Raw genomic sequence first — 24,957 nt, forward strand, 5'->3', positions numbered from 1 at the left:
TAATTTTCATAGATTACTTCTCAAGTCGTCCGTCAACTATAACAATTCTTGCGTCTTAATGTTTTTTAACTATCGTCTGTCACTAATCAACGTCATGTCACCTAATGGTTAAACTTTCAAATCAGCTCGAAAACTCCCTCACAAGTACACTATTAAGTACACTTAGCAAAGTCTGTTATCTAAAATATGCCTGTGATCATTAATATGCCTGTGATCATTGATGTCATTAGGTTTTAATGTTTGACCATGGTACCTCACTAGGAGACCAAACCACAGGAGCAACGTTATTACCCATAAGTATTTGGTCAGCTAGAATCTCCTTCTGAATAATCCAGATTGATTGTGCCACTACAGCGTCGAATTAGGCGTGTTTTATTTACAAGAACAACAACCCTAAACCAATCACAACGCCACTGACAACCAACACAATGAGACAAAAGCCCATGATGTCTTTGGCTTTCAGTCCAGCGATTGCCAGTGCTGGTAATGCCCAGAATGGCTGAATCATGTTTGTCCAAGCATCGCCCCATGCAACACCCATGGCAACTTTCGCCGGGTCACTGCCAAGCATTTCCGCAGCTTCTAACATAATCGGCGCTTGAACTGCCCATTGTCCACCACCTGAAGGGACGAAGAAGTTGACAAGTCCTGCACTTAGGAATGCGAAAAGTGGGAGCGTGTCCGCTGTCGAAACGCTGACGAATGCTTCTGACATAACTCCTGCCAAACCGGATGCCGTCATCATTCCCATAATTCCTGCATAAAACGGAAATTGAACGATGATGGCGCCTGCTCCTTTGACGGCTTCTTGAACGGCAATCAAATAGTTGCGAGGCGTTCCGTGGAATATAATTCCAAGGAACAAGAACATGAAGTTAACCAAGTCGAGCGTTAACGCAAATCCATTTTGTACGAAATAATAAACGACAAAGGCAATCCCCATTGCGCCAATGACCATCGATAAAATCCAGCTGTTTTCCAAACGCTCTGCTGGTGTCATATTCGATTTTGCCGGAAGTTCCTCAATGACCGGATCAACTAGAACTTTTGGATCCACTGTGACCGTATCTTCTTTGCTCGGCATCATCAAACGGTTTAACAAAGGCACAATAATAACTAATGCCGCAATGATGATTAAGTTATAACTAGCAAAAATGGTTGCACTGGTTGGAATGATACCAATTTTATCAACGAACGGATGTCCTTCTGTCGCAATTGACAGCGGAATCGATCCAGAAAATCCGGCATGCCAAATTATAAATCCAGAATAAGCACTGGCAATCAGCAAACGGTAATCGACATGTTGAACACGCTTCGCTAATTCTTTTGCGAATAACGCACCGATAACCAGCCCAAATCCCCAGTTGATCCAGCTTGCTGCAAGTGACACTACGGTTACCCATATAATCGCACTACCTGGCGAATTTGCGAAACTCGCAAGTTTGCCTAACCCTTTTTTAAATATTGGGCTGCTTGCCAATACAAAACCAGTTACTAGCACCAACACCATTTGCATCGAGAACGCGAGTAACGCCCAGAACCCTTCACCCCAAAACGCCACCATCTGTACAGGTGAAGAATCCGTTAAACCTAAGCCCAGCCCAAAAATGACTACTGTTAAGATAATGACGAATAAAAACGGGTCCGGTAAATACTTCTCCATCAAGTTATTCGAAAAACGTGTGATTCCTTTCATTTTCTAACTCCCTTTTTATCTAAATTTGTACTTCATTTCTGATGCTACCTCATTCTTCCTTTTTTATTCTTATTTCTTTTCCCAGAGATAGCTTATAAAACCGTGCTAGGTACGCGATTAGTATATAGTTAAACAGAGAGATAAATTCCGTAAAAAGGAAGTTACTACTGCCTCATCAATCTATCCAACCTGAGGTTGTATCCTTTGTACACCGACCATTAGCTATATCGGGAGTTTAGAATTATGAACAGAGGTACTCGAACTCGCAACGCTTTTAGCTTTGGTGTTTTGGTTGCCCATGTTACCCAGCGTTTAAATCACTCTCATCTCACATAAAACTGGGCTAATAATATCAGAACTCTTGGTAGAAGCTCGATAAAATTAACCCAGTGTTTTTTTACTATATTTACTCAATAAATATACCGTTCTAGCAATTAACCAGTATTACGTAGACCTGCTGCTAAAGCATTGATACTACGGATTAATGGATCTTCAACTTCAAGGTCACCATGGCTGACATCGCCTGTAACGTCTTGTTGTCTGGCACGTTTTAACAGCTCTATTTGAATATAGTTAATCGGATCTAAATAAGCGTTTCGCCATTGAAGGGAAGCGGCAAGATTTTGCTGATTAGACAATAAGGATTTTTGATTAAGCAAAGAATTTAAGCCTGAATAAGTCAGTTTGTGTTCATCAGTCACCGCTGTCATAATTTTTTCACGTAACGTGTCATCTTCACATAATTGGCTATAGGCATGAGCTATACTCATTTCAGATTTGGTGAAAGCCATTTCGATATTGCTAATAAACACGCTAAAAAATGGCCAGCAGCTGTTCATTTCCTTCATCAAATCTTCGTCTTCTTTAACACTATGCAAAGCACTACCTACACCATACCAAGCAGGTAAGGTAAAGCGTGCTAGTGACCAGCCAAATACCCAAGGAATCGCACGCAAAGTGGATTTGCTTGGTAAGCCTTTTTTACGATGCGCTGGGCGTGAGCCAATGTTCAATAAAGAGATTTCTTCCACAGGGGTCGCTTGTGAGTAGAACTTATAAAACCCTTCAGTACGATCAGTAAGTTCGCGATAACGCTCCTCACCGGCATCTGCTAAACGCGCAAAGAGCGCTTCGTAATTTGGCAACTCGGGCGGTTGTACCACGAATCTTGAAGAGCAGGCTTTAAGGGTACCCGTGATGCCCATGGTGAGCTCAAACACAGCAGTATCAGTGTTGGCATATTTGGCATAAAGTACTTCACCTTGTTCGGTTACTTTAATCTGTCCATGCAGTGTACCCGCTGGCTGAGCCGCGATTGCTTTATGGGTTGACCCACCGCCACGACTCACTGACCCACCACGCCCATGAAACAACCGGGTTTTGATACCATATTGCTCAGCGATACGGTTAATGGTTTGCTGCGCGCTATAAAGCTGCCATGCAGAAGTAATAATGCCGCCATCTTTCGATGAATCTGAATAGCCTAGCATGATTTCTTGCGTGTTATCTGAGTGCTGTAGCAAGCCTCGATAAAGCGGGTTATCCAAAACCGCAGGTAGGATCTTGTCTATATTTTTAAGGTCTTCGATGGTTTCAAACAAGGGGGCTACGGGTAAATCAGCAGACAATTGACCCTTATCATTGATCTTGCATAAGCCCGCGAACCGCATTAATAGCAACACTTCCAATAATTGACTGGCGTTGTTGGTCATCGAAATAACATAGCTGCCGAAAGTATCTTGCCCAACCAGTTTCCGCAAGGTCGCCACAGAGTTCATCAAGGCTAATTGTTCGCGGGTTTTATCCGTTAAGTTGTCGGTATAAATTAGTGGTGTACCGGGCTTTTCAAGCAAGCGCGTGAGCCACTCTTGCCGCTCTATTTCATTGAGCGTTTGGTAATCTGGCAAATTAGAGGCACTGGCAAAAATATCGGCAATTACTTCGCTATGGTAAGACGACTCTTGACGAATATCGAGCGCTGCCAAATGAAAGCCACAAGTTTTTACCAGGCGAATCATATCAAGCAATAATCCTTCTGCATGTACCGTATCATGGGCATTCACACTATGACGGATAATGCGTAAATCTTCCAACAGCTCTTGTGGATTGGGGTAAGCATCTTTTTCAGCCTCACTATCACTGCCTTTACTTTGAATAAGGCGGTTAGTGGCTTTGACTTTATTAAGAATTAAGGAAAGTAATCTACGATAAGGCTCATTGCCGTAATCATCGAGATTGTAATCAAATACCCGTTGATCAAGTTCATCGTAGCTTTTAATTTTTGCATAAACTTCGGGTGCGACATTAACCGTCGTATCGCTATGAATGAGCTGGCGGCGCAACTTTTTGAGTAGTACTTGATAATGACGCAACACGGTATCAGCATGCATTAATACGGCAAGTTCTGTGGTCTCAAAAGTCACAAAAGGGTTGCCGTCTCTATCGCCACCTATCCAAGAACCAAAACTCATAAATGCCGGTAATGGATACTCTGCTAACTCTGGGTAAATATCGACAATGGCCGCTTTGATATTGCGATAGACCTTGGGAATGGCATCAAATAAACTGGCATTAAAATAGTGCAGACCATTATTTATCTCGTCGTAGACCAGAGGCTTACGCGTACGCACTTCATCAGATGACCATAACAAATCAATCGTTTGCGCTGTATGTTCTTTAGCTTGCTCGTAGGCAAAACTGTTTTCAGTAAGGTTGTTTAAGGCGTCGCTATCAGCAAATAGACTTTGCAAGATATTCATCGTCGTACGGCGGCGCGCTTCAGTAGGATGCGCAGTAAATACAGGAATAAATTTCAGTTGCTCAATGAGCTCTTGCATTTGGGCAGGCTCAATATTGCGTTCACGACACTCAAGCAAGGTGCGGCGAAATGATCCTTCCCAGCTCTGTTCAGACTGCACACGCAAGGCATGACGTTGCTCACGTAAGTAATTTTCTTCACTTAAATTGGCAAGGAAAAAGTAGATAGAAAAGCCACGTATGACATTCTTTAATGTTTGATTGTCTAAAGAGGCAATGAAGTCAATGAGCTGCTGCTTGTGTGTTTCGTTAGGCTCGCGGCGTTGTTGAATAAAACCTTTACGCAGGGTCTCAATAGTATGGACCGTTTGTTCACCAGATTGGCGAGAAATCGCATCGCCTAAAAATGAACCCAATAAGCTGATGCGTTCACGTAATACGTCGTTATCTATAGTCATCCTTAACCTTCTCATCAAATTAGTTGGCAAAATAGTGGTACTATTTAAGGATAGTCTATCTACAGCTTTTTGCAACAAAAGTCTGATACTATATTCAGCAGCAGCAATGTATCAAATTGTGGGTGGTTTACATCAGATAATGGACAAAATATGCGCAGCATTAAGTATTAATGTCGGTGATTTATAGACTTACATTGCCAATAAATAACATAAAAAAAGCACTCTAAAATGGATTTCTAGAGTGCTTTTTTTATGTGTTTAAGAGTGATAAATAGTTTTAGTTGTCTCCACTGGTGTAAGTACAATACTTTCTGTGACAGTGATGATGTCGACAGCAGGGCAACATGTCATCGTATTGTCATCTTTCCTTAATCAAAATGTAATAATTGCTAGCTACACTGCTGACCCATGCAAGACAAGTAATTAAATTTTCAATTATAAGTGATTGGGTTGGTTGATATGTTGGAGCTCAGAGGTGTTACCAAAAAATATGATGATAAAGTTATATTCGAGGATATTTCACTCAAAATTAATAAGGGTGAGATTGTCTCAATATTAGGCCCCTCTGGGTGTGGTAAAACCACTTTATTACATATTATTTTAGGTTTAACTGATATCAATGAGGGTCGGCTGGCTTATAACGGGGAAGATATTACCCGAGTACCCATGAAGAAAAGAGGCTTTAATATCGTTTTTCAGGATTATGCCTTATTTCCAAATCTCAATGTCAAAAAAAATATCGAGTACGGTCTGCGTAACAATCCTAATATCAGCACTCAAAAAGAAGTCGATGAATTAGTTGATTTACTTGATATTAAAGCCCACCTATATAAGCGCATCAGCCAGCTGTCTGGTGGCCAAAAGCAGCGGGTAGCATTGGCTCGTACCTTAGTAATGAAACCTAAAATCCTATTACTAGATGAACCATTATCTGCCCTAGATGGTGTCCTTAAAGAGACCATCAAAGAACGCATTCGCGAGATTGCCGTTCGCTATCAGCTGACCACCTTAATTGTGACTCACGATCCAGAAGAGGCCATGACCCTATCTGATCGTATCTTACTGTTATCGGATGGCAAAGTAGCACAATTCGCCAAACCCACTGAGATCATTCGCAACCCTGCCAACGATTTTGTCAAAAACTTCATTCTCGATCAGCTCAACATTAAGCGTCGCAATATTTTAGGGCTGTTTGAAGACGCCGCGCCTCACGTTGATCCAATAAGTAAGTATACCCAAATCCAACCTTATGGGCAGGATGACGCCATTACCAGCCATGGTTACGCTGATACCTGTGATAGCAGTGTTCCCAATAATAGCGGTGATACTAATAAGGAAAAACAAAAAGATGTGGCCATAGGGTGATCTTGACTTAAAGCGTGTTGACTTAAAATACAGTGAATTAAAAAAGTGAATTATTTGATAGTCTTGGGTATTTATGAAACTTAGCAATCTCTCACAAGTAAAAGCAATCTGGTTATTCGTCACCATTTTATTCATCGCCTTTATGTTTGTGCCATTAGTGAAAATGTTGGCACTATCCTTTAATGTCGGTGACGGGTTGGGATTGGGAAACTACACCAGTATCGTCATGAGTAATGACTTTAAGCAAGTCATGCTGAACAGCTTCTTTGTAGCGACGCTCAGTGCGCTCAGCGCCACACTGCTCGCATTCATTTTGGCTTATACCGTGCACTGGACTAATTTACCCAAAGGTTTTAAACAAGTTATTAAGCTGGCTTCTTTATTCCCCATGTTATTACCAACGGTGACCTACGGTTTTGCAATCATTTATACTTTTGGTAAACAAGGTTTGCTGACACAGATTCTCGGTTTTCAGCTCTTTGAAAGTATCTATGGCTTCTATGGTATGTGGCTTGGCTATACCATCTACACCTTGCCCATTGCCTTTTTATTACTCAATAACACCTTCCAGTATTTAGATAAAAAATTCGTCATTGTCTCAGAACTGATGGGCGATTCTCATCTTCGCCAATTTGATATGACAGTGATTCGTCCTTTAATTGGCACCTTTGCCGCAGCATTAATCCAATGCTTCTTTTTAGCGTTTACTGATTTTGGTATTCCAGCTTCAATAGGCGGGCAATACAAGGTAATCGCAACCGAGCTATATACCCAGATACTAGGCGCCTCCCCTTCATTTGAAAAAGGGGCAGTAATCGCTCTATTCATGCTCATTCCATCAGTATTAAGTATTTTACTATTATGGTATGTATCACGTTTTAACATCCGCTACGATTCGGTTGAAAACATTAATATACCCACCTCAAAAATAAAAGACCGCATCTTAGCTCTATTATCGAGCGTTATTTTATTCTCAATATTATTAGTATTCGCTGTCATATTTATCATCCCTTGGATTAAAGCATGGCCCTACCAGATGGAATTCAGCACTGAAACGGTGAGCAATGTATTAGAGTCTACTAATCTTATGAGAGTTTATAAAAACTCCTTAATCGTTGCGCTATTAACCGCTGTCTTCGGCACCCTAATTACCTATTTCTCTGCCCTACTATACGAGCGCTCCAGCTTATTTAAAATCGGCAAGTTCAGTATCGAAAGCTCGGCATTGGTAACTAATACTGTGCCAGGAATGGTCGTGGGTATTGCCTACCTCATGATATTTTCGGGCTCAGCAATAGCCAATACTATTTTTATTATCGTGATAAGTAACATCATTCATTATTTCTCTACCCCCTATCTCATGAGTAAAAATGCGCTGTCTAAAATGAACTTAGGCTGGGAGACCACAGCGGGTTTACTGGGCGATTCATGGTTTACAGCATTGCGCCGTATTGTGATTCCTAATTCATTTTTTACTTTAATTGAAGTCGCTTCTTTCTACTTCATTAGTGCCATGGTCACTATTAGCGCGGTCATCTTTATCTCTGGTGCGAGAACCATGGTATTAACGACCAAAATTGTCGAATTACAGCATTTTGCGCGCTTTGATGAGATTTTTATCTTATCGCTCATGATATTGGTGACCAATATTTGCGCGCTGATAGTGTTTGCCATCATTCGTCACATCCATAGCAAACGGCTCTACGGGTCCAAAAAGGCAACAAATGAGACATTTATTGCACCAACGGCCGCTTAAGAATAGCGATAGATAACAACCGATTATATAAGTAACTTTCTAATAGCCAGATTTCTAATAGCTAATTTTTCAATGATTGGCTTTCTAACAGCCAGCTTTTTAATGATTAAAACATCAACACAATAAATAGGATAAATAATGTTTTCATTCAAAACGTTAATGATTGGTCTTACCTGCGGGTTTATGTTGGCAGGGTGCAGTTCGGCTTCTTCAGACGGAAGTAATAGCAGTAATGTGGAAGAAGTCGTCATTTATAGTAATGCCGACCAAGAAGCTGTCCAAGTCATCCAGGATGTCTTAAATGAAGCAGGATATGAAGGACAGTATGTCTTTCAGTCCTTTGGAACCGGCCAGCTGGGTGGTCGTTTATTGGCCGAAAGCAATAGTATAGAAGCAGATCTGGTTACTATGAGCTCGTTTTATCTAGAAAGTGCTCAGGCCAAGCATCCGATGTTTAAAGAATTAACCTTTGAGGTAACACCACAAATAGCCGTTCCAAATTACTATGCGCCAATATTAGGTTTCACTGGGGCAATCATCTTAAATACTAAAGAGATGGCCGCCCAAAATCTACCTAAACCTACCAGTGCCAAAGATCTAGGAAACCCAGTTTATAAAAATAAAATTGCCATGGTGGATCCCAATGGCTCATCGACTGGTTGGTTGTTCATTCAGGATATCGCCGCTGAATACGGGATGGATGCTGAAGGTCAAAAAATAATGAACCGTATTCGTACCAATGCGGGGCCAAACTTAGAGTTGTCAGGGTCCGGTCCGATAAAAAAAGTCATGGCGGGTGAAGTGGCGATTGGTTTTGGCTTGCGTCATCAAGCAATAGCCAGCAAGGCCGAAGGGTTACCCATTGATTATGTCGATCCTAGTGAAGGCAACTACACGTTAACTGAGTCGATTGCGGTGATCGATAAAGGCACTAAAACCAATCCAAATGCTATGAAAATGGCTGAAATTATCGTTAAGAATGCGCGATCCAATCTGCTAAAAATATATCCAAACGTGGTCTATGATGGCGAAACCGTCTCAGCTGAGAACCAAATTACAAACAGTAAAACTTACGACGAACCGCTAACGGTTGAATTACTGGATAAGCACCGGGCGTTCTTTCATGGGCAAACGGTTCAGTAAAACCCGCTATTAGAAATTACTGTTTAAGTAAGATATTTACTCCTATTTATATATCCTTTTTAAGCACTTTATAAATAACGCTTACCCTTACAACATAACTTTCAAGAAGAATATTTGCTATGAAATTAATGACTGAACTATCGGACAAACATTATGATGTGGTCGTCGTCGGTGGCGGCATTGTCGGTCTTGCCAGTGCCTATGCGGCGGTTAAAAAAGGGCTTAGCGTGGCGCTAGTAGAGCGTGAGTCACAAAATAAAGATGCGTCAGTTCGCAACTTTGGTTTTGTAACCATCAGTGGCCAACGCAGTGGCGAGCATTGGCAACGGGCCATATATTCACGCAATATTTGGGCAGATATTGCCCCAAAAGCAGGTATCGAGGTCGAGCATACCGGCCTACATATGCTCATCCAGCGCCCTGAAGCCATGAACGTCGCTGAAGCGTTTTTAAAGACAGAAATGGGCGAATCGTGCCACTTATTGAGCCAAGCAGAGATAAATGAACAAGCCCCTTATCTCAAAGATAGCTTGGGCGTTCTGTATAGTCCTCATGAGCTTAGAGTCGAGTCCAATACTGCTATTGGTAAATTAGCCCACTGGTTAAACCAATCGCAAGGTGTTGATTTTTATAATAAAACAGCCGTTCATTCTATCGAGTTACCCTCGGTCCATACCAGTCGCGGTACGCTGCATGCCGAGCATTGTGTCGTCTGCCCGGGATCTGATTTAAATAGCTTATATCCGGATACCTTAGCGCAGGCCAATGCTCAACTCTGCACCCTCAATATGATGCGCGTTATGCCTAAGACATCCTTTAAATTAAATGCTGCAGTCATGTCAGACTTAAGTTTTGCTCGTTATGATGGCTTTGCACAGCTACCAGAAGCGCAGGAGCTCATTACACTGCTTGATAAAGTCCAATCAGCCGAGCGTAACTCTGGCGTGCATTTAATCGTGGTTCAATCAAATGACGGATCACTTATCATTGGTGACAGCCACGACTATAGCGATAAAGAACTGCCTTTTAGAGACACTTATCAGAACGATTTAATTATCAAAGAGTTTCATCAAGTAATGAATGTTGATGAGGTAGACATCATTCAGCATTGGTCAGGGGTCTACCCCAGTGCAGAAAACGTAGTATTTAAAGCCTCTCCAGAAAAAGGCGTCGTCGTCGGTAGCATCACTAGCGGCACAGGCGCATCGACGGGATTCGCCTTTGGTGAAGAGTTAATCAACTTAGTATTGGAGTCAAAACAATGAGCACAGATATTAAAAGTATTAAAGAACCATTCGACACTATAAAGCTATGTGTCTTTGACATGGCAGGCACTACCGTCAATGAAGACAACCTAGTCTACAAGACCGTACGTGATGCCATCAATCACACCTTAAAAGAATTGGGTCAAACGGACACTCAAGTGGATCTTGATGTGTGCCTAGAGTTTGGCGCTGGCAAAGAAAAGCGGCAAGCGATTAACGATATACTGAGTGAAATACTAAAAAACAAAAATACGGCTGATCTCCCTATAGAAGAATGGATTGATTCTGCTTTTCAGACATTTAAAGAAGCGTTGTCAAAAGCCTATCATCAAGACACCGTAGCAACTTTCGATGGCATGCTGGATTTCTTTGCCAAGTTAAAAGACTCTGGTAGAAAAGTCGTTCTTAACACAGGCTATGATACCAAAACCGCCAATAAAATTTTGGCGATTTTAGGGTGGTCAGTGGGTAATGAAATTGATGCGTTAATTACAGCAGATGATGTCAACAATGCGCGTCCTGCACCAGATATGATTACCCTTGCAATGGCCAAGTGTGGCATTGAAAATCCACAGCACGTGTTAAAAGCAGGTGATAGTGGTATCGATATCGAGGAAGGCAAAAATGCCAACTGTAGTCTATGTATTGGGGTGCTAACAGGAGCTCAAACCAAAGAGCAACTTGAGAAATATGCACCCGATATCGTATTAGACAAACTGACGGATTTGGCTGAATTAATTTAAAAGTAGCAAGATTTAGTTTACTTTACTGAACTCACTACATAACGGCTGATTTTTTAAAAGATTCTGAACGGAACATAAACAATGAAGGGTTACACGCTGATGTAACCCTTTTTGTATTTTAGGTTTATTGTTTTATGGGTTTTTAGTCTTTTTTGTATTCCTTGCTGACATTGAATAAGCTGGTTAATCAAACTCAAATGGAGCTACTCCAATATTGTCGCAGATTCATTAATCTGAGAAAGTAAAGAAACAGGTATACGCTGAAGCATATTAATCGAACTTATCAAGCGATTACTCTATGGAAATTGATGCTTATAGCTTATTAAATAATACCTACTACAGCTACCATATATTTGACTTCCTCCCCTCCCTAAAAGCGAAGGGGATTCCTACTAAAGACGGTCAAGCCCGACCGCGAGTATGTTCTTTGCTCCATTAACATCTCTGCTATGGGTAGTTTTACAAGAACTACAGAACCACACTCTTATACCAAGACCCGCTCTACCTTTCGGACTGTCTTGGCGAGAGCCGCAACACGAGCAGGTTTGGGTGGTGTACGCTTCATTAACTTCAATATAGTGGCAACCTGCGTTCGCGCATTTGTAATCAACTGGGGCATAGCCCTACGCCTTGCACTCGGGCAAAGCAGTGCTTTGCTTTATCCTCGCTCATGCCGCTTAATTTCAAACCAACCAGCGTCATAGACGGATTTGGCTAGATTTGTTGAAGTAAATGATTTAGATTTTATTTTTCCAACAACGATTAGACTGTTAGCTTTGACCAGTTTATTGGTGAATTTATGAATGAGGTCTTGGCGAGTGTTTTTTATTTTGGCATGAATCGCCTTAACCCTATTTTTATTCTTAGCGCGCCCCGCAATGGCTAATTTTTCAGCGTATTTATAGGTCAGCTTAGTGGTCAGTACATCGCCATCACTGGTGACTGCTGAATCTTTACAGCCCAAATCAATACCAATTTTACCGTCACCACAAACTGTTTTTGGAAATTCTTTAACCGTAATACAGGCGTACCAATGACCGCGAGAATCCTGTACCAATTCACAGGTGTTAATGGTGTAAAGCGGATTGATTACACAATAGGTCTAGGAGGGTGACTACTGACTGTCCTAGACTTAACTGTACTAGGGCGTGTCATCATTTAACAAAATTAACGTCTAATGGGCTAAAAATGGCTATATTTCCGCCACTCTTGGAAAATTTATAGACAATATGTTCATATTCTCTGCAAAATTTACTTTGATTGACGAAAATCTATCTCATTTTTATCCTCATTACTTAATTGATGACACGCCCTAGAGAAACTTTCGATAAATCTACGAAAAAAATTCTCAAGTCAAATGATAGCCAGCAGCCCATGAGGAATACTATGAAAAATTCAGACAAACCACTACAAATAGACATCGTATCGGATGTTGTTTGCCCTTGGTGCATTATCGGCTATCGGCAGCTGGCCAAGGCATTGAAGGACACCAATACCGCGCATGAGATACATTGGCACCCGTTCGAGCTGAACCCTAACATGCCAGCCGAGGGACAAAATCTACGTGAGCATATCATCGAAAAATATGGCAGCAGCGTACAAGAGTCGAATGATAGCCGAACTAGGATGACCGAAGCAGGAGCAGACGTTGGGTTCGAATTTCACTTCACTGATGATACGAGAATGCACAACACCTTTAATTTGCACCAACTGCTACATTGGGCCGATCAACAAGATCGCATGCACGATTTAAAACAGGCTTTATTCACCGCCCATTTTACCAATAATCGGAATATTTCTGATAACGGTGTGCTCGCGGATATAGCATCGGAAATCGGCTTAGATCGTGCCGAAGCGTTAGCGGTTCTTGAAGATCAGCGCTTTGCCAAAGACGTTCGCGAGGCAGAACAGCGTTCAGCGGAACAAGGTATTCAAGGTGTACCAGCAGTTATCTTTAATGGTCGTCATCTGGTCAGCGGTGCCCAAGGTGTAGAAAACTTTACCAGAATTCTGGAACAGCTGGCCGAAAATCCCGACTAAACGACCTTTTTAAATCAGTTTTCTAACTCCCCTATCTGTTGGGCTTCAGTTGAGCACTCTATAAAGTGCTCTTCCAGATTTAGTGGTATCAGATCTGACCTCATGTACTGAGCAAATTGTTTTCAGTAGTTAAGCTTGAGGGATAGGATACACTTTGTCATAGACTAAGTTATAGACAAAGGCATATACCACATAGAAGCAGGCCATAGCGATATCTATTATAAAGGCTTCCCATATCGTGATACCCAGGTACCAAGCGATCATCGGCATGAATAATAACAGCAGCCCGCCCTCGAATAACAGGGCATGAAACACTCGTATCAACATTGTCTTATGGACATCTCCACGCAGTTTTAGCATAGCATGATCGAAAAAAAGGTTATAAAAATAGTTCCATACCGTGGCGATAGTGGAGGCGGCGATAGCTATGACCCCCATCATACTTAGGTCGTAGCCGAATACCAAGCTTGCCAACGGGGCTAAGATGATCAAACCTATTACCTCAAAGCCTAAGGTATGGCGAATACGATCTTTAGTGGTGCGCATTAAGCTCCCTAATTAATTTATTCATTTATTTATTTATTTATTGACCAATTTTATCTTTTAAACTCTCGTGTCAAAGTTAGATCTGCTGTTTCTGCTGATAAAAACAAGCAGTTGGGCAACTAAAAAATTATGATTTGTCTAAAAATAGTTTATTAGCTAAATCCCGTACGAAATAATGTGCCAACAATGACGAAGCTTACTGACAATAGAGTCACCAAAATAATATTTATCGAAAACGCGTTAAGCGTCTTGGCTGATAAGGTTGGGATAACCCGAAAGCGGGCGTGTAATGCTACTATAATAGTCGCTAGCAACAGCAATAACTTAAGACTGATTAGGATGCTAAGGTCATTATCAAATGTGAACCAGGCGCTTATATCCGGGATTAATCTGTATGACATCCACAGCCCCGTTATTATTTGAACCGCTAAAGCTGGCATACCGACCTTTTCAAAATGCTGCTCGAACTGTAGCAGCACATCGATATCACGCGATGACAGTACTTTGGGCAAAATAACTAGCGCTAAGATTAAATGACCACCTGTCCAGATAGTCGCCCCTAATAAATGCGCGATTAGTATATAGTTGAGCATAACACTGAATTCCGTAACGTTGAATTCTATAAAAAAGGAGATTAAGTATGAAACGTGCCAATCAATTACAGCCATTATCTCGCCAGCATCATCTTGGACTACATGTGGGCCATCACGCTAAAGAATGCGCTGACAATCCGCAAGAGATTACCGAACATTGGCAAGCGCTGTCCTCTTATATGAGTGATATGCGCAACCATTTCCAAATTGAAGACAATCTAATCGTTGATGCCCTACTTGCTCATCAATCTACCCAGCCTGACGTGGCGTCCGCACTTGAAACATTGGAAGAGCAGCATAAGCAGCTGAACGCACTAACGGCAGAAATTAAAGCCTCTCAAGAAAATAAAAATGTGGTCACTGTAGACCAAGTCAGACAACTTGCTAATCTGCTATATGATCATGTTCGTTTTGAAGAACGCGAGCTCTTTCCTATCGTTGAAAAGTATCTGACAGAGGATGAGCTGAATGCTGTTTATAATGCGAGCCCAGATAATATTAAACATTTAGATGAGCAGCGCTAGATTGCACGATGCTTGAATACTATAATCGATTCAAAATAAAAGAAATGCTCTTGTAGCAACGTGCTACTGGTATAAGTTTCTCTAGCGTGCTGTTAGCCAGCGTGACAGAGGCTGTAAAAATTCATTCCAGTAGTACTGTGTTTTTTTAAATTGGATTAAATATATCTCACATAAACTATTTTATGGGCGTTGATTTAGCTTATTAACGCTGGCGATTAAAGCGACCATTATCATGCCCATTACAATCAGAATAATGGACATCGTATGGGCAGCCTCATAATTAAGGGCCTCTACTTGCTCATAGATAGCAATGGAGACCACTTTGGTTTCACCTGAGATGCTGCCCCCTATCATTAATACCACGCCAAACTCGCCAATAGTATGCGCAAAGCTAATTAGACTGCCAAGAACAATACCAACCCTAGCTTGCGGTAACGCCACTCTTATAAAACGTTTCAGTCGATTGGGCTCTAATAATTCAGCGACTTCCATCACGCTTCTTGGAATGCGTAAAAACTGTGCATAGACAGGCTGCACATAAAAAGGCAGCGAATAAATAATAGACCCTATCACTAAGCCTTCAAAAGTAAATATAAATGGGCTGATGTTATGCTCGGCAAGCCATTTTCCGATGCCGAAATTTGGACTCATGAGTAGTAATAAATAAAAACCAATCACCGTAGGCGGTAACACCAGTGGCATGGCAATGACGCCCATTAATAATATCTTAAGACGCCCGACGACGTTGCCTCGGCTGGGCTTAGCCAACCAGTAAGCCAAAGGTGTCGCAAACAATAACAAACACAAGGTTGTCACACCGGCAAGCTTAATACTTACCCAGATTGGGCTGAGCATGTCTGATACAAGGGTTTCAGATATCATAGCGTCACTGTTTACTCACCGTTATCTAGCGTGTTATTCATCATACCGTTCATTATGCAATCTACAATAACCCTAAAGCTTGTTAATAATAAGGCGTGCCAGCAACGATATTTAAAATCTCATTGCTAACACGCCCTAGTCTATAGAACTAACAGAAAGATTATCCATTAATTATTTAACAGCTAAATAACCTGCTTTTGAAAAGTACGCTTGGCCTGCAGGAGAGCGCAGATAATCCGTGAAGTCTGTCGCGGTAGCACTAGCAGTGATTACCATACCGTCTTGTAAGATAGGGGGATAAGAATCCGGTGGTAAAATATAAAATTGTTCAGGTATGGCCTCAATCGCTGTGACTTGTGATTGCGCGACGAACCCATAATCGACACTCCCAGTATGAGCGTACTGAAAGGCTTGGCCAATATTCTCAGCTTGTATTATACGTTTTTGCTCATTTAGTGAATCATAGATATTTTGTGATTGTAGATACGCTTTTGCAGACTCGCCATAAGGGGCAAGCTCGGGATTGGCTATCGTTATTTTACTATTCGGGTTGGTCGTAAACAAATCTACCAATGTCGCTTGGTTAAAGCCATTCATAGGCTTAGTGACACTGTATAGCGCCAATTGACCTTGAGTATAAGTGAATGGTTTATAAGTCTTTTCACTTTCAGGGCTTTTATTAGCTAACTCGTCCGCCAACTTTGCAGGGAACGTTTGGTTGGCGGATAAGAATATATCATAAGGGGCGCCTGCCGTTATTTGCGCATATAGCTTACCAGAAGAAGCAAAAGTGACCTCTATGTCTTGGGCAGGCAATTTTCTATCTACTTTATAAGCTTCAACAATATCAGGCAATACATCAGATAAATTAGCAGCAGCGGCAATCCGTAGCGTTTCGGTCTGCGCGGTCGTATCATTAGTCCCAGCTTGCGCCGTATTCGTGGTACTTTCTTTAGTACAAGACGTTAGTGTTAACGCTAGACAAGTAAACGCACTAACCATTGATAAGGCTTTAGATACGGTTGTAAAATGCTGCATTAAAGTTTTAGTACCGCGACCACTTAACGTATTAATTTTCATAGCCTACCATCTGTAGAAGCCAATTTTTATTTGGCATATCTTGCTAAAACGACTAAGCAAAAACAGTCCTATGACCCTTCTTATTTAGCCGTTATTACTTGATCATTTTTTACTTAGCTACTGTCACTCAACCATTGCTACTTAACCATTGTTACTTAACCATTTAGAGGAGTCATCCTCGTAGTATTCTTGCTTCCAAACGGGAATATCAGCCTTAATAGTATCCAGTATCCAACGACAGGCATCAAATGCCGGATAGCGATGCGCAGAAACCACTCCAATCCATACGGCTATATCACCTATCTCTAATTCCCCGATGCGATGAATAGCAATAGCATGGGTGATATCAAATTTATTTTTTGCCTTTTCGATGATTTGCCGGCCTTGATTAACGGCTAATTCTTCGTAGCCGTAATAACTTAAGCGATCGACGCTACTGGCATTATTGTGATTACGCACGCGTCCTTCAAAGCTTACGAAAGCGCCGCAACTGTCATCATCAAGCATATTCCTGAGTCTACTCTCATCAATGGCAATATCTAGTAAAGCAAAGCCATCACGCTCAGCGACCATATAGGCCTCATCGACGCTACGGCTTATGTGCATTGATTGGCTATGCACCTCTTTTTTATCGTTCTCTACTTTATGGTTCTCTACGTCAGCATCTGTATTATTATTCACGCTATCTTTCATTTCTAATCTCTACTTATATAGTCTCTATTTATACGTTCTTTATTTATATGCTCTTTATTTATACAGTCTCTGATTGTCGTATTCATTCTATCCATTCACGCATTAAACGCGCTATCAGCCACCGGCTACCGGTAGGATAAAGACTACATTATCGCCATCATAAATGGCTTCATTCCATTTAACGAAATAATCATTTACCGCGACCCGCAATTGGGACTGAGGTCGGCTGAAACGATGCTTTTGACTTAAGTGTTCATACAAACCAGTGAGTGACAGTGACTGCTGAACGGTGACCTTTTCCTCATGACACTTGGCTTCATCAGCCAAACCAGCAAAGTATAAAATATTAATAGCCATAGTGGCATCTGTAGTGCTCATAGAGGTCTCCCTGATTGGCTGACTGTCTAACTAAATATCTAAATATTGAATCGAACTAAGGATTAAATCGAAGGACCGTTATAATCCGATTTGCCACCCGTTTTAGTAATAAGGCGAATATCATCAATAACAATGTCATGCGACAATGCTTTGGTCATATCATATAGGGTTAAACAGGCAATACTAACCGCGGTTAAGGCTTCCATTTCTACGCCTGTTTTATGAGTCACTTTCACCGTTGCCGTTACTGTAATCGCATGAATGCTATCATCATAATCAAAGGTTAAACCAATTTTATCTAAAGGTAGCGGATGGCAAAGCGGAATAAGCTCATGAGTACGCTTGGCCGCCATAATACCGGCAATATGCGCGGTTTGAGTAATACTACCCTTCTTGGTCATGCCATCGGCAGCTTTGATTTGCGTATAGATACCTTCTGGAAAACGTACTTGCCCTGTGGCGTGGGCCTCCCTAGTAGTTACTGTTTTGCCACTCACATCGACCATGTTAATATCGCCATCACTGTCTAGATGGGATAAACCAGATGCGGTTGAATCAGTTTGCGTGTTCTGTTCAATATTGTTGTTGGCATTCATCGGCATAGTCTCGTTACTCTATTAACAGTCTCGTTATTTTATAAATCATATAAAGCGACACAGGCGCGTTTAAAGTCTTCAGGGGTATTAAAGTTGGTTAGTGGCTGCCATTCTTTTACAATTGGAATAGCCTGAGTCATAGGTTTAATAAACGCCATAACTTGCCGTTCTCCACTATCAATATAAGTCTTTAAATCAGGCTCAATACTCAAATCATAAAGCCCTAACAGCGGATATAGATGCGTCTCATCTGTTAAACAAATTACTTTTTTATCTGGCATTTGACCAGTCTGCTGAGCTTTTTTTATATCGTTATCGGTTAATGCTCTAGTATACGGTTGTAGCTTTTGCCATAAATCAGAGGCTGGAATTAAGCTATCACAACTAATGACCATCAACCATGATGATTGCTCATTCTTTAGCGTGCCTGCGTCAGTTGTGTTTGCTAACGGCTGTTTTACTAATGATTGCTTTACTAATAGCTGTTTTTTTAATGACTGGAGCGCTGACTCAATCGCGACTAATGCCCCACCTGTAACTGTATCGCTATCATCGCCAATCGTCGTTGTAGAGCCATAATCAGCAACATAAGAAATAGACGACTCTGAACTATTTAAAAGCAATTCTGGCGTTACGGTAAAACCGCGCTCATTATCTGCAATGATGATAGGCACTTTTAAACCAATAGCGTATCGCACATGATAATCCAGTAGGCTCTCGTTAGTAGGCAGCGTCAGCTTGGCTTTGGGAGTACCCATACGCCTGGACGCCCCTCCCGCCAAAATCACGACACCGGCTAAGCCAGTCAAGCTATCTAAGCTATTCAAACCCTGTAAGCTATCCAAACCATCAGTCATGGCTAGGATTGGTACGCATAAAATGGGGTACAAAATTGCAAGGACGGGTGCGGCTATCGAACTGATCTTTTAATATGCCTTCCCAACCAGTACGGCAAGCCCCTGATGATCCAGGCAAGCAGAAAATACCGGTGCCGTTTGCCATTCCTGCAACCGCCCGCGACTGTACGGTAGACATGCCAATATCGTCTTTTGAAATCAAGCGAAACATCTCGCCGAAACCATCAATAGACTTATCAAATAACACATTAACCGCTTCTGGCATGCTGTCTCTAATATAAAAACCAGTACCGCCGGTGGTGATAATCGCATGGACATTGGGATCTGCAATCCAGCCACTGATAACAGCTCGAATACGATAAATATCATCAGTAATAAGCTGGCGATCTGCTAACTGATGCCCCGCTGCCGTTAGTTGATCGACCAGATATTGACCTGAAGTGTCTTGTGCTAAGGTGCGAGAGTCAGAAACAGTTAAGACAGCAATATTAAGCGGGATAAATTCTGCAGCGGGCTTGGACATAAATTTTCCTTAACGAAAGCAAATATATAAAAGGTTTAGGATTGGTTATAAAAGAGGCTAACCACCAATCATTGATAAATTGTTCATCATGCCACTATTAGAGTCATGCAAGTGATGATGCTCAGGCTTAATAGGCATAAAGCTTTGTAGCGTGGCCATCAGACCTTCCACATCATTCTGACGTAGGTGCTCACGAATGTCATAGTTACCTTCGTCAAATAAGCACAGATGTACCTTGCCTAGGCTACTGACCCGCAGACGGTTACAGTTGTCACAAAAGTGCGCCGCATACGGGGCAATCATACCAATACGTCCAAGATATTCTGGATGACTGTATTCGATTGCTGGGCCATCAGCGCTACCACGATCGTTGGTCTGCCAGCCATGCTCCAATAGATAATCAGTAATGGTGCCGGCATGGGCATGCTGAGCAAAAAACAAATCGCTGTTGTCACTGGTCTGCATAAACTCGATAAAGCGGTAAGTCACCGGACGATTTTTCACATAGTCCATCGCCGTTATCAGATTTTGAAAAGCGGTTTCTGCCATCAAGACACTGTTTATTTTCAGCTTAATATCCGTGGTTTCTAACAGCTGATCCATATCCGCCATTAACTGCGGCAACATATTAAAGCCGGTCATCTTATGAAAGGTATCGGGATCGAAGCTATCCATACTGATATTAATCTGATTCAGTCCAGCAGCTTGCCAATTGGCCAAATGCTTGCCGAGCTTGTAACCATTACTGGTCATCGCTACGGTTTCAATGCCAGGCGTTTGCTTTATAGTCTGGATAATGTCCACGACATCACGGCGAATAGAAGGCTCACCGCCTGTGATCCGCACCTTTCGTGTCCCTACTTGGGCAAAGCCACGAATCAACGTAGCAATCTCAGACACACTCAATTCATTATCAGGACGCTTGCCCTGATAGCCATTAGGCAAACAGTATTCACAACGGAAGTTACAAAAATCAGTGATGGATAAACGCAGGTAAGTTAATTGGCGTGCAAAATTATCTGTTAAGGGCTGATAGAGGCTGATAGAGGAATCATTAGGCATAGTTACTACCGACGTTGCTGTGTGATCACCAATATCAAGGCTAGCAGGTGTTGAGACAGGTGAATACAATTGAGCATTCCCTATTGTGGGGCTGTGATTAGTCATATGTCGTTACCGCCAATATTGTGGTCTGTAAGCGTTGCCTCAGGTTATGAGTTGATAAAGGTCTATTGTCTATTTATTATGACAGATTGAGGTCAGATAGCAATTAACCCTAGGAGCCCTAATATCTACCACTTTAGTAGTACATATTAAGGCGCTTAGGGTTAAATTAATAGGGTTAAATTAACTATTAGATAGTTTTACTACGTATGCAGCCAAGGAAAGGGTTGGACGTTTACGATATCACCTGATGTCACGTTACCACTATCTTGGTCTAAAACGATAAAGCAGTTGGCGTGGCTCAGCTGCTTTATTCTATGAGAGTCTTGTTTAGAGGAACACTCAACTTGATAGCTACCATGTGTGTCCTGTGACAATACGCCGCGTTGAAAATCAGTACGACCGACTGATTTTTTTATGTCATTTATGAGCGTGGCTTTTACGGTCAGTTGCATGGGCTGCTCTGATACTGAAACCCCTGACATCTGCCATAATGCTGGAATCACAAATTGCAAAGCCCCTACTACCGTTGATAAAGGATTGCCTGGTAAGCCAAAGAACAATACAGGCTTGTCGATACCTTTATTCAATTCACCAAAAACAAAAGGTTTGCCAGGTTTCATCGCTACTTTATAGTGGTTTATTTGCCCTAAATCTTCAATCACTGTAGTCAGGAAATCATAATCTCCGACAGAGACCCCAGCAGTAGAAATCAGCACATCACACTCTTTCATGGCTTTAGTAACGGCTTTGGTGGTCTTATTTAGGTCGTCAGGTATGATGCCATAGTCATTAATAACGATCGGTAACGACTCTAACAAGCTCTTCATAGTGGGTGTATTAGAGTTATATATTTGCGCCAAACTTTTTAATTTACCACCAAGCGCCACCAGTTCATCACCGGTCGCTACAAGGCCTACCGTAAGCGGCTTAAATACTTTTACTTTATCAATACCTAGATTGGCAAGCAAGCTAATATCAGCAGGGTTTATGCGTTTGCCTTGTTGTAAGACCAGCTCGTTGTGTTGTATCTCTTCGCCTTGCTTACGGATATTGGCATCTACATCTGCCGCCTTTGCTAAAATAATCTCATAAGGCTGCGTTTTATCGATATTGTCTTTTATATAAGCAAAATTGGTGTTTTCTTGCATAATAACCGTATCACAACTGTCCGGCACCACAGCACCGGTAAATATACGGATACCTTGGCCTTTTTTAACAGCGCTCGTGTAAGGACTTCCTGCTTGCGACTCACCAATAATCTCAATAATGCTGCCTTTTGAGAGTGTGCTACCCTTAGCAATAGCGTAACCATCCATCGCCGATATATTCTGTCTTGGCACCGCAAAGGGCGAAATAATATATTCAGCCAGTATGTGGTTACGGCTGTCTAATAGCGCGCAAGTTTGCGTCGCTCTTTTTTGCAAGGGCGAATCGATTTGATTGTAGCTGTCTACACGTTTTGTAATTGCAGACCGCAACTGCTCTGTAGTAATCATAAGCGTACACTCGTTTTATTAATGATAAATGTTCAGTTTATTTACCAGTGATAAGTTTATTAGTGCTAAGTTAATCAATGACTGGCATTCAGTCAACGAAAAAATAGACGGCTGCTCATTTAGTTGGCAACAGCGTCTACTTGCTAGGGTGTGTTGAACATTCACAAATAAGCACTGCTGATAGCTAAAACTGTTCCAGACAAGAGGCAAATTGACGATAATGCAGATGCCTTAGCTAGATTTGCTACACACTGCTCATGAATAGCTGGGGGGGCAGTTTTAGCATCAGCCCTGAGGACGGAGTAAGCAAAGCACTGCTTTGCCCGTCCGCAAGACAAGAGCTATGCTCGCAGTTGGACAGGACTCTTTTTTGCCGTTACTTTGCCAAAACTATCCGCTTAGAATGACTAAACTAGATACTTTTGACTCTGAATCGCCTAAAAAATAGTCGCTGTCAGTGCTATGGTCGAATGTTCAACACGCCCTAACATCATATACCTTTACTAGCCGCGATATATATTTTCTTGTGCCAGCACCATCTCGATCCCTTCTATCTGTGCTTCATCAGCTAAGGTAAATAAGTAATCACAAAGCGACTGATGAAAGGCTTGTTGACTCAGCTTATTGGCTATCGCAGCGCCTACTTGCTCATAACTCATTTGTATTCCGGGCTGTTTATTTAGCACCTCAACAACGTGAAAGCCATATCTGCTTTCGATAGGACTAGGGGCTATACCAGTCTCTAACTTAAATAACACGCTTTCAAACTCTGGTACGGTTTGTCCTTTACTGATGACACCCAGACCGCCCCCTTCTTCTTTTGAGGGACAAGCAGAGTGCTGACGCGCTAACTCAATAAATGCCGCAGTAGGATTGCTATCGGCCTTAATTTGCTCAATCATGTCGTAAGCGGTCTTTTTGAGTTTCAGTCTTTCGTCACCATCTTCAGGCAAGCAAGCCAATAATATATGGCGAGCAGTCATAATAGGATCAGTCTTAAAGTCATTTATATTCTGATCATAATAACGCTCGCAGGTTGCACTGTTCGGTGTGGTCGCTTTTACGTTTTTATCGATCAAGCTAGAGATGGCTTTTTCTTCATCCTCTTCCCATACCGATTCGCCTAAATCGCTGTCACTTAAAACGGCAAGCCTTAACAATTCACGAACCACCAACGCCTGAGTCGCTAAGAATACTGCGTCCTCTTTAGTTTCTGCGGGATGATATTGTAGCTCTTGAGCGATAGCGGTCCTATCGATCATCACGCCGTTGACCAGTACAGAGGGCAGCTCATCACGGCTAGAGGCGATTAGGTTCTTATGGTTGCTTCGCTCTTCTGCCATTGCTTTTTCGATGAACTCTTGATCAGAATGCGGCTTTTTTAGATCCGTTAAGGTTGGCATAAAATGAACGATATCATCCTTGTTTTTTGTTGTCGCAGTTTCTATTACCCTCTCATCTGCTACAGTAGAAGAATTAGGGGCATGATTATCACAATTAACGTGGTCGGCGGGGTTATAGGTACTGACTGTCATAGTTAGTGCTCCGCTAAGAATTCGTGTAATAGACATTTAGAAAATGCTGTGTTTAAAAAGATGGTATTTAAATACAGCATTGAGATCATTAATTTAAGTCGGGCTAAATGTTGCAAAAGACCTCTTATTGAGAGCTCTTTTGCCTGACAATCTGATAGCGGCGGCCAAGATACCAAACAGGTGCACTGACAATATGGATGAGTCGAGTAAACGGAAAAATCATAATAAGGGTAATACCTAGTGCCATATGCAGCTGATATATTAGATCAGCCTGCTCGATACGTGCTGCTGCTTGTATAGGTCTCAAGAGTGTAATGTCTTGTGCCCAACCTGCATAGTTCAACATAGTCAACCCATCTAAATGCTGCACAGAAGTAAAGATAGACGCTAAACCCAAGTTAAGCTGAATAAATAACAGTACCAGTATGAGCTTGTCTGAGAACGATGAGGTATTGGAGATACGATCATCAGTGAAACGTCGCCACATGAGCATGACCAAACCAATCCAGCAAAAGACCCCCGCGATACCGCCAACGACTACCGCTACCACTTGTTTGCGTCCCGCACTGATAAAGGATTCATAAAGAAAGTGCGGGGTTAACATGCCGAATAAATGTCCCAGTAGCACGACGATAATACCCACATGGAATAGATTACTGGCCCAGCGCATATTCTTGCTTCTTAGCATCTGCGTAGATCCGGTCTTCCACGAGTACTGAGACAAGTCAAAACGTACCCAGGTACCAACGATAGCGACGGTCAATGCAATGTAGGGATAAATACCGAAAGTGAATATTTGCAGCCAATTTAGATTGGCTAAAGTCTGTATACCAGGATCTGCAATATTCATATCTTCTCTCCTTG

Annotated in this window: 22 protein-coding genes and 1 pseudogene; 7 read left to right on the plus strand and 16 right to left on the minus strand. The window is 41.9% G+C overall.

The genetic code is table 11. The annotated features are described in order from the left end of the window. Window positions 1-376 precede the first annotated feature (376 nt). Window positions 377-1,696 carry a short-chain fatty acid transporter gene (locus tag U1P77_RS07695; RefSeq protein ID WP_321154456.1) on the minus strand — a complete coding sequence of 440 codons (1,320 nt, stop codon included), beginning with the start codon at window positions 1,694-1,696 and terminating at the stop codon, window positions 377-379. Between the two features lie 434 nt (window positions 1,697-2,130). Continuing rightward, window positions 2,131-4,911: a phosphoenolpyruvate carboxylase gene (gene ppc / locus U1P77_RS07700; RefSeq protein ID WP_321154457.1), complete on the minus strand. Its 2,781-nt coding sequence runs from the start codon at window positions 4,909-4,911 to the stop codon at window positions 2,131-2,133. Window positions 4,912-5,370: 459 nt separating this feature from the next. On the opposite strand from ppc, the gene U1P77_RS07705 reads away from it, so the two are divergent. From U1P77_RS07705 to U1P77_RS07725, 5 genes are all read left to right on the plus strand, one after another. Further along, complete coding sequence (locus U1P77_RS07705; protein ID WP_321154458.1) at window positions 5,371-6,276, plus strand: ABC transporter ATP-binding protein; 906 nt, start codon at window positions 5,371-5,373, stop codon at window positions 6,274-6,276. Window positions 6,277-6,349: 73 nt separating this feature from the next. Next, window positions 6,350-8,032, plus strand: coding sequence for an ABC transporter permease family protein (locus U1P77_RS07710; RefSeq protein ID WP_321154459.1), 1,683 nt, complete (start codon window positions 6,350-6,352; stop codon window positions 8,030-8,032). A gap of 138 nt (window positions 8,033-8,170) precedes the next feature. Further along, entirely contained in the window at window positions 8,171-9,175 is a 1,005-nt protein-coding gene (locus U1P77_RS07715; RefSeq protein ID WP_321154460.1) for an ABC transporter substrate-binding protein, read from the plus strand. Window positions 9,176-9,294: 119 nt separating this feature from the next. After that, window positions 9,295-10,440 carry a TIGR03364 family FAD-dependent oxidoreductase gene (locus tag U1P77_RS07720; RefSeq protein WP_321154461.1) on the plus strand — a complete coding sequence of 382 codons (1,146 nt, stop codon included), beginning with the start codon at window positions 9,295-9,297 and terminating at the stop codon, window positions 10,438-10,440. Further along, the gene (locus tag U1P77_RS07725) at window positions 10,437-11,183 is read left to right on the plus strand and encodes an HAD family hydrolase (RefSeq protein WP_321154462.1); all 747 of its coding nucleotides are present in this window, start codon (window positions 10,437-10,439) and stop codon (window positions 11,181-11,183) included. Before U1P77_RS07720 ends, U1P77_RS07725 begins: the two co-directional genes overlap by 4 nt. A gap of 342 nt (window positions 11,184-11,525) precedes the next feature. Here the strand turns inward: U1P77_RS07725 and U1P77_RS07730 are convergent. Continuing rightward, window positions 11,526-12,264 (minus strand): annotated as a pseudogene (locus tag U1P77_RS07730) (RNA-guided endonuclease InsQ/TnpB family protein); the annotation flags it as partial. A 305-nt stretch (window positions 12,265-12,569) separates the two neighbouring features. On the opposite strand from U1P77_RS07730, the gene U1P77_RS07735 reads away from it, so the two are divergent. Next, window positions 12,570-13,223: a DsbA family oxidoreductase gene (locus U1P77_RS07735; protein ID WP_321154463.1), complete on the plus strand. Its 654-nt coding sequence runs from the start codon at window positions 12,570-12,572 to the stop codon at window positions 13,221-13,223. Between the two features lie 129 nt (window positions 13,224-13,352). Here U1P77_RS07735 and U1P77_RS07740 read toward each other — a convergent pair whose 3' ends face one another. Then, complete coding sequence (locus tag U1P77_RS07740; protein ID WP_321154464.1) at window positions 13,353-13,769, minus strand: PACE efflux transporter; 417 nt, start codon at window positions 13,767-13,769, stop codon at window positions 13,353-13,355. Between the two features lie 152 nt (window positions 13,770-13,921). Continuing rightward, window positions 13,922-14,362, minus strand: coding sequence for a CopD family protein (locus U1P77_RS07745; RefSeq protein ID WP_321154465.1), 441 nt, complete (start codon window positions 14,360-14,362; stop codon window positions 13,922-13,924). 47 nt (window positions 14,363-14,409) lie between these two features. Here U1P77_RS07745 and U1P77_RS07750 point away from each other — a divergent pair, with 47 nt between their 5' ends. Further along, window positions 14,410-14,886 carry a hemerythrin domain-containing protein gene (locus U1P77_RS07750; RefSeq protein WP_321154466.1) on the plus strand — a complete coding sequence of 159 codons (477 nt, stop codon included), beginning with the start codon at window positions 14,410-14,412 and terminating at the stop codon, window positions 14,884-14,886. Between the two features lie 180 nt (window positions 14,887-15,066). Here U1P77_RS07750 and modB read toward each other — a convergent pair whose 3' ends face one another. From modB to narI, 11 genes are all read right to left on the minus strand, one after another. Then, window positions 15,067-15,768, minus strand: coding sequence for a molybdate ABC transporter permease subunit (gene modB / locus U1P77_RS07755; protein WP_321154467.1), 702 nt, complete (start codon window positions 15,766-15,768; stop codon window positions 15,067-15,069). A gap of 171 nt (window positions 15,769-15,939) precedes the next feature. Further along, window positions 15,940-16,848: a molybdate ABC transporter substrate-binding protein gene (gene modA, locus U1P77_RS07760; RefSeq protein WP_321154468.1), complete on the minus strand. Its 909-nt coding sequence runs from the start codon at window positions 16,846-16,848 to the stop codon at window positions 15,940-15,942. A gap of 141 nt (window positions 16,849-16,989) precedes the next feature. Further along, on the minus strand, window positions 16,990-17,454 hold the full coding sequence (locus U1P77_RS07765; protein ID WP_321156657.1) for a molybdopterin synthase catalytic subunit: 465 nt from the start codon (window positions 17,452-17,454) through the stop codon (window positions 16,990-16,992). A gap of 201 nt (window positions 17,455-17,655) precedes the next feature. Then, entirely contained in the window at window positions 17,656-17,919 is a 264-nt protein-coding gene (locus U1P77_RS07770) for a MoaD/ThiS family protein (RefSeq protein WP_321154469.1), read from the minus strand. Window positions 17,920-17,981: 62 nt separating this feature from the next. After that, entirely contained in the window at window positions 17,982-18,515 is a 534-nt protein-coding gene (gene moaC, locus U1P77_RS07775; RefSeq protein ID WP_321156658.1) for a cyclic pyranopterin monophosphate synthase MoaC, read from the minus strand. A 38-nt stretch (window positions 18,516-18,553) separates the two neighbouring features. Continuing rightward, on the minus strand, window positions 18,554-19,372 hold the full coding sequence (locus tag U1P77_RS07780; RefSeq protein ID WP_321154470.1) for a molybdenum cofactor guanylyltransferase: 819 nt from the start codon (window positions 19,370-19,372) through the stop codon (window positions 18,554-18,556). After that, complete coding sequence (gene moaB, locus U1P77_RS07785) at window positions 19,365-19,895, minus strand: molybdenum cofactor biosynthesis protein B (protein ID WP_321154471.1); 531 nt, start codon at window positions 19,893-19,895, stop codon at window positions 19,365-19,367. Before moaB ends, U1P77_RS07780 begins: the two co-directional genes overlap by 8 nt. Window positions 19,896-19,952: 57 nt before the next feature. After that, complete coding sequence (gene moaA / locus U1P77_RS07790) at window positions 19,953-20,957, minus strand: GTP 3',8-cyclase MoaA (protein ID WP_414479078.1); 1,005 nt, start codon at window positions 20,955-20,957, stop codon at window positions 19,953-19,955. A gap of 305 nt (window positions 20,958-21,262) precedes the next feature. Beyond that, on the minus strand, window positions 21,263-22,558 hold the full coding sequence (gene glp, locus U1P77_RS07795) for a molybdopterin molybdotransferase MoeA (protein WP_321154473.1): 1,296 nt from the start codon (window positions 22,556-22,558) through the stop codon (window positions 21,263-21,265). A gap of 503 nt (window positions 22,559-23,061) precedes the next feature. Beyond that, complete coding sequence (locus tag U1P77_RS07800) at window positions 23,062-24,093, minus strand: peptidylprolyl isomerase (protein ID WP_321154474.1); 1,032 nt, start codon at window positions 24,091-24,093, stop codon at window positions 23,062-23,064. Window positions 24,094-24,217: 124 nt separating this feature from the next. Next, on the minus strand, window positions 24,218-24,943 hold the full coding sequence (gene narI / locus U1P77_RS07805; RefSeq protein ID WP_321154475.1) for a respiratory nitrate reductase subunit gamma: 726 nt from the start codon (window positions 24,941-24,943) through the stop codon (window positions 24,218-24,220). Between the last annotated feature and the right edge of the window lie 14 nt (window positions 24,944-24,957).

The organism is Psychrobacter sp. LV10R520-6 (genome assembly GCF_900182925.1).
In the GTDB taxonomy this organism is placed as follows: Bacteria; Pseudomonadota; Gammaproteobacteria; order Pseudomonadales; family Moraxellaceae; genus Psychrobacter.

Bases quoted from the DNA above. Each gene is read 5' to 3' on its own strand.
- U1P77_RS07695 (WP_321154456.1), bottom strand. From the start codon at position 1,696: ATGAAAGGAATCACACGTTTTTCGAATAACTTGATGGAGAAGTATTTA.
- ppc (WP_321154457.1), bottom strand. From the start codon at position 4,911: ATGACTATAGATAACGACGTATTACGTGAACGCATCAGCTTATTGGGT.
- U1P77_RS07705 (WP_321154458.1), top strand. From the start codon at position 5,371: ATGTTGGAGCTCAGAGGTGTTACCAAAAAATATGATGATAAAGTTATA.
- U1P77_RS07710 (WP_321154459.1), top strand. From the start codon at position 6,350: ATGAAACTTAGCAATCTCTCACAAGTAAAAGCAATCTGGTTATTCGTC.
- U1P77_RS07715 (WP_321154460.1), top strand. From the start codon at position 8,171: ATGTTTTCATTCAAAACGTTAATGATTGGTCTTACCTGCGGGTTTATG.
- U1P77_RS07720 (WP_321154461.1), top strand. From the start codon at position 9,295: ATGAAATTAATGACTGAACTATCGGACAAACATTATGATGTGGTCGTC.
- U1P77_RS07725 (WP_321154462.1), top strand. From the start codon at position 10,437: ATGAGCACAGATATTAAAAGTATTAAAGAACCATTCGACACTATAAAG.
- U1P77_RS07735 (WP_321154463.1), top strand. From the start codon at position 12,570: ATGAAAAATTCAGACAAACCACTACAAATAGACATCGTATCGGATGTT.
- U1P77_RS07740 (WP_321154464.1), bottom strand. From the start codon at position 13,769: ATGCGCACCACTAAAGATCGTATTCGCCATACCTTAGGCTTTGAGGTA.
- U1P77_RS07745 (WP_321154465.1), bottom strand. From the start codon at position 14,362: ATGCTCAACTATATACTAATCGCGCATTTATTAGGGGCGACTATCTGG.
- U1P77_RS07750 (WP_321154466.1), top strand. From the start codon at position 14,410: ATGAAACGTGCCAATCAATTACAGCCATTATCTCGCCAGCATCATCTT.
- modB (WP_321154467.1), bottom strand. From the start codon at position 15,768: ATGATATCTGAAACCCTTGTATCAGACATGCTCAGCCCAATCTGGGTA.
- modA (WP_321154468.1), bottom strand. From the start codon at position 16,848: ATGAAAATTAATACGTTAAGTGGTCGCGGTACTAAAACTTTAATGCAG.
- U1P77_RS07765 (WP_321156657.1), bottom strand. From the start codon at position 17,454: ATGCACATAAGCCGTAGCGTCGATGAGGCCTATATGGTCGCTGAGCGT.
- U1P77_RS07770 (WP_321154469.1), bottom strand. From the start codon at position 17,919: ATGAGCACTACAGATGCCACTATGGCTATTAATATTTTATACTTTGCT.
- moaC (WP_321156658.1), bottom strand. From the start codon at position 18,515: ATGAATGCCAACAACAATATTGAACAGAACACGCAAACTGATTCAACC.
- U1P77_RS07780 (WP_321154470.1), bottom strand. From the start codon at position 19,372: ATGACTGATGGTTTGGATAGCTTACAGGGTTTGAATAGCTTAGATAGC.
- moaB (WP_321154471.1), bottom strand. From the start codon at position 19,895: ATGTCCAAGCCCGCTGCAGAATTTATCCCGCTTAATATTGCTGTCTTA.
- moaA (WP_414479078.1), bottom strand. From the start codon at position 20,957: ATGCCTAATGATTCCTCTATCAGCCTCTATCAGCCCTTAACAGATAAT.
- glp (WP_321154473.1), bottom strand. From the start codon at position 22,558: ATGATTACTACAGAGCAGTTGCGGTCTGCAATTACAAAACGTGTAGAC.
- U1P77_RS07800 (WP_321154474.1), bottom strand. From the start codon at position 24,093: ATGACAGTCAGTACCTATAACCCCGCCGACCACGTTAATTGTGATAAT.
- narI (WP_321154475.1), bottom strand. From the start codon at position 24,943: ATGAATATTGCAGATCCTGGTATACAGACTTTAGCCAATCTAAATTGG.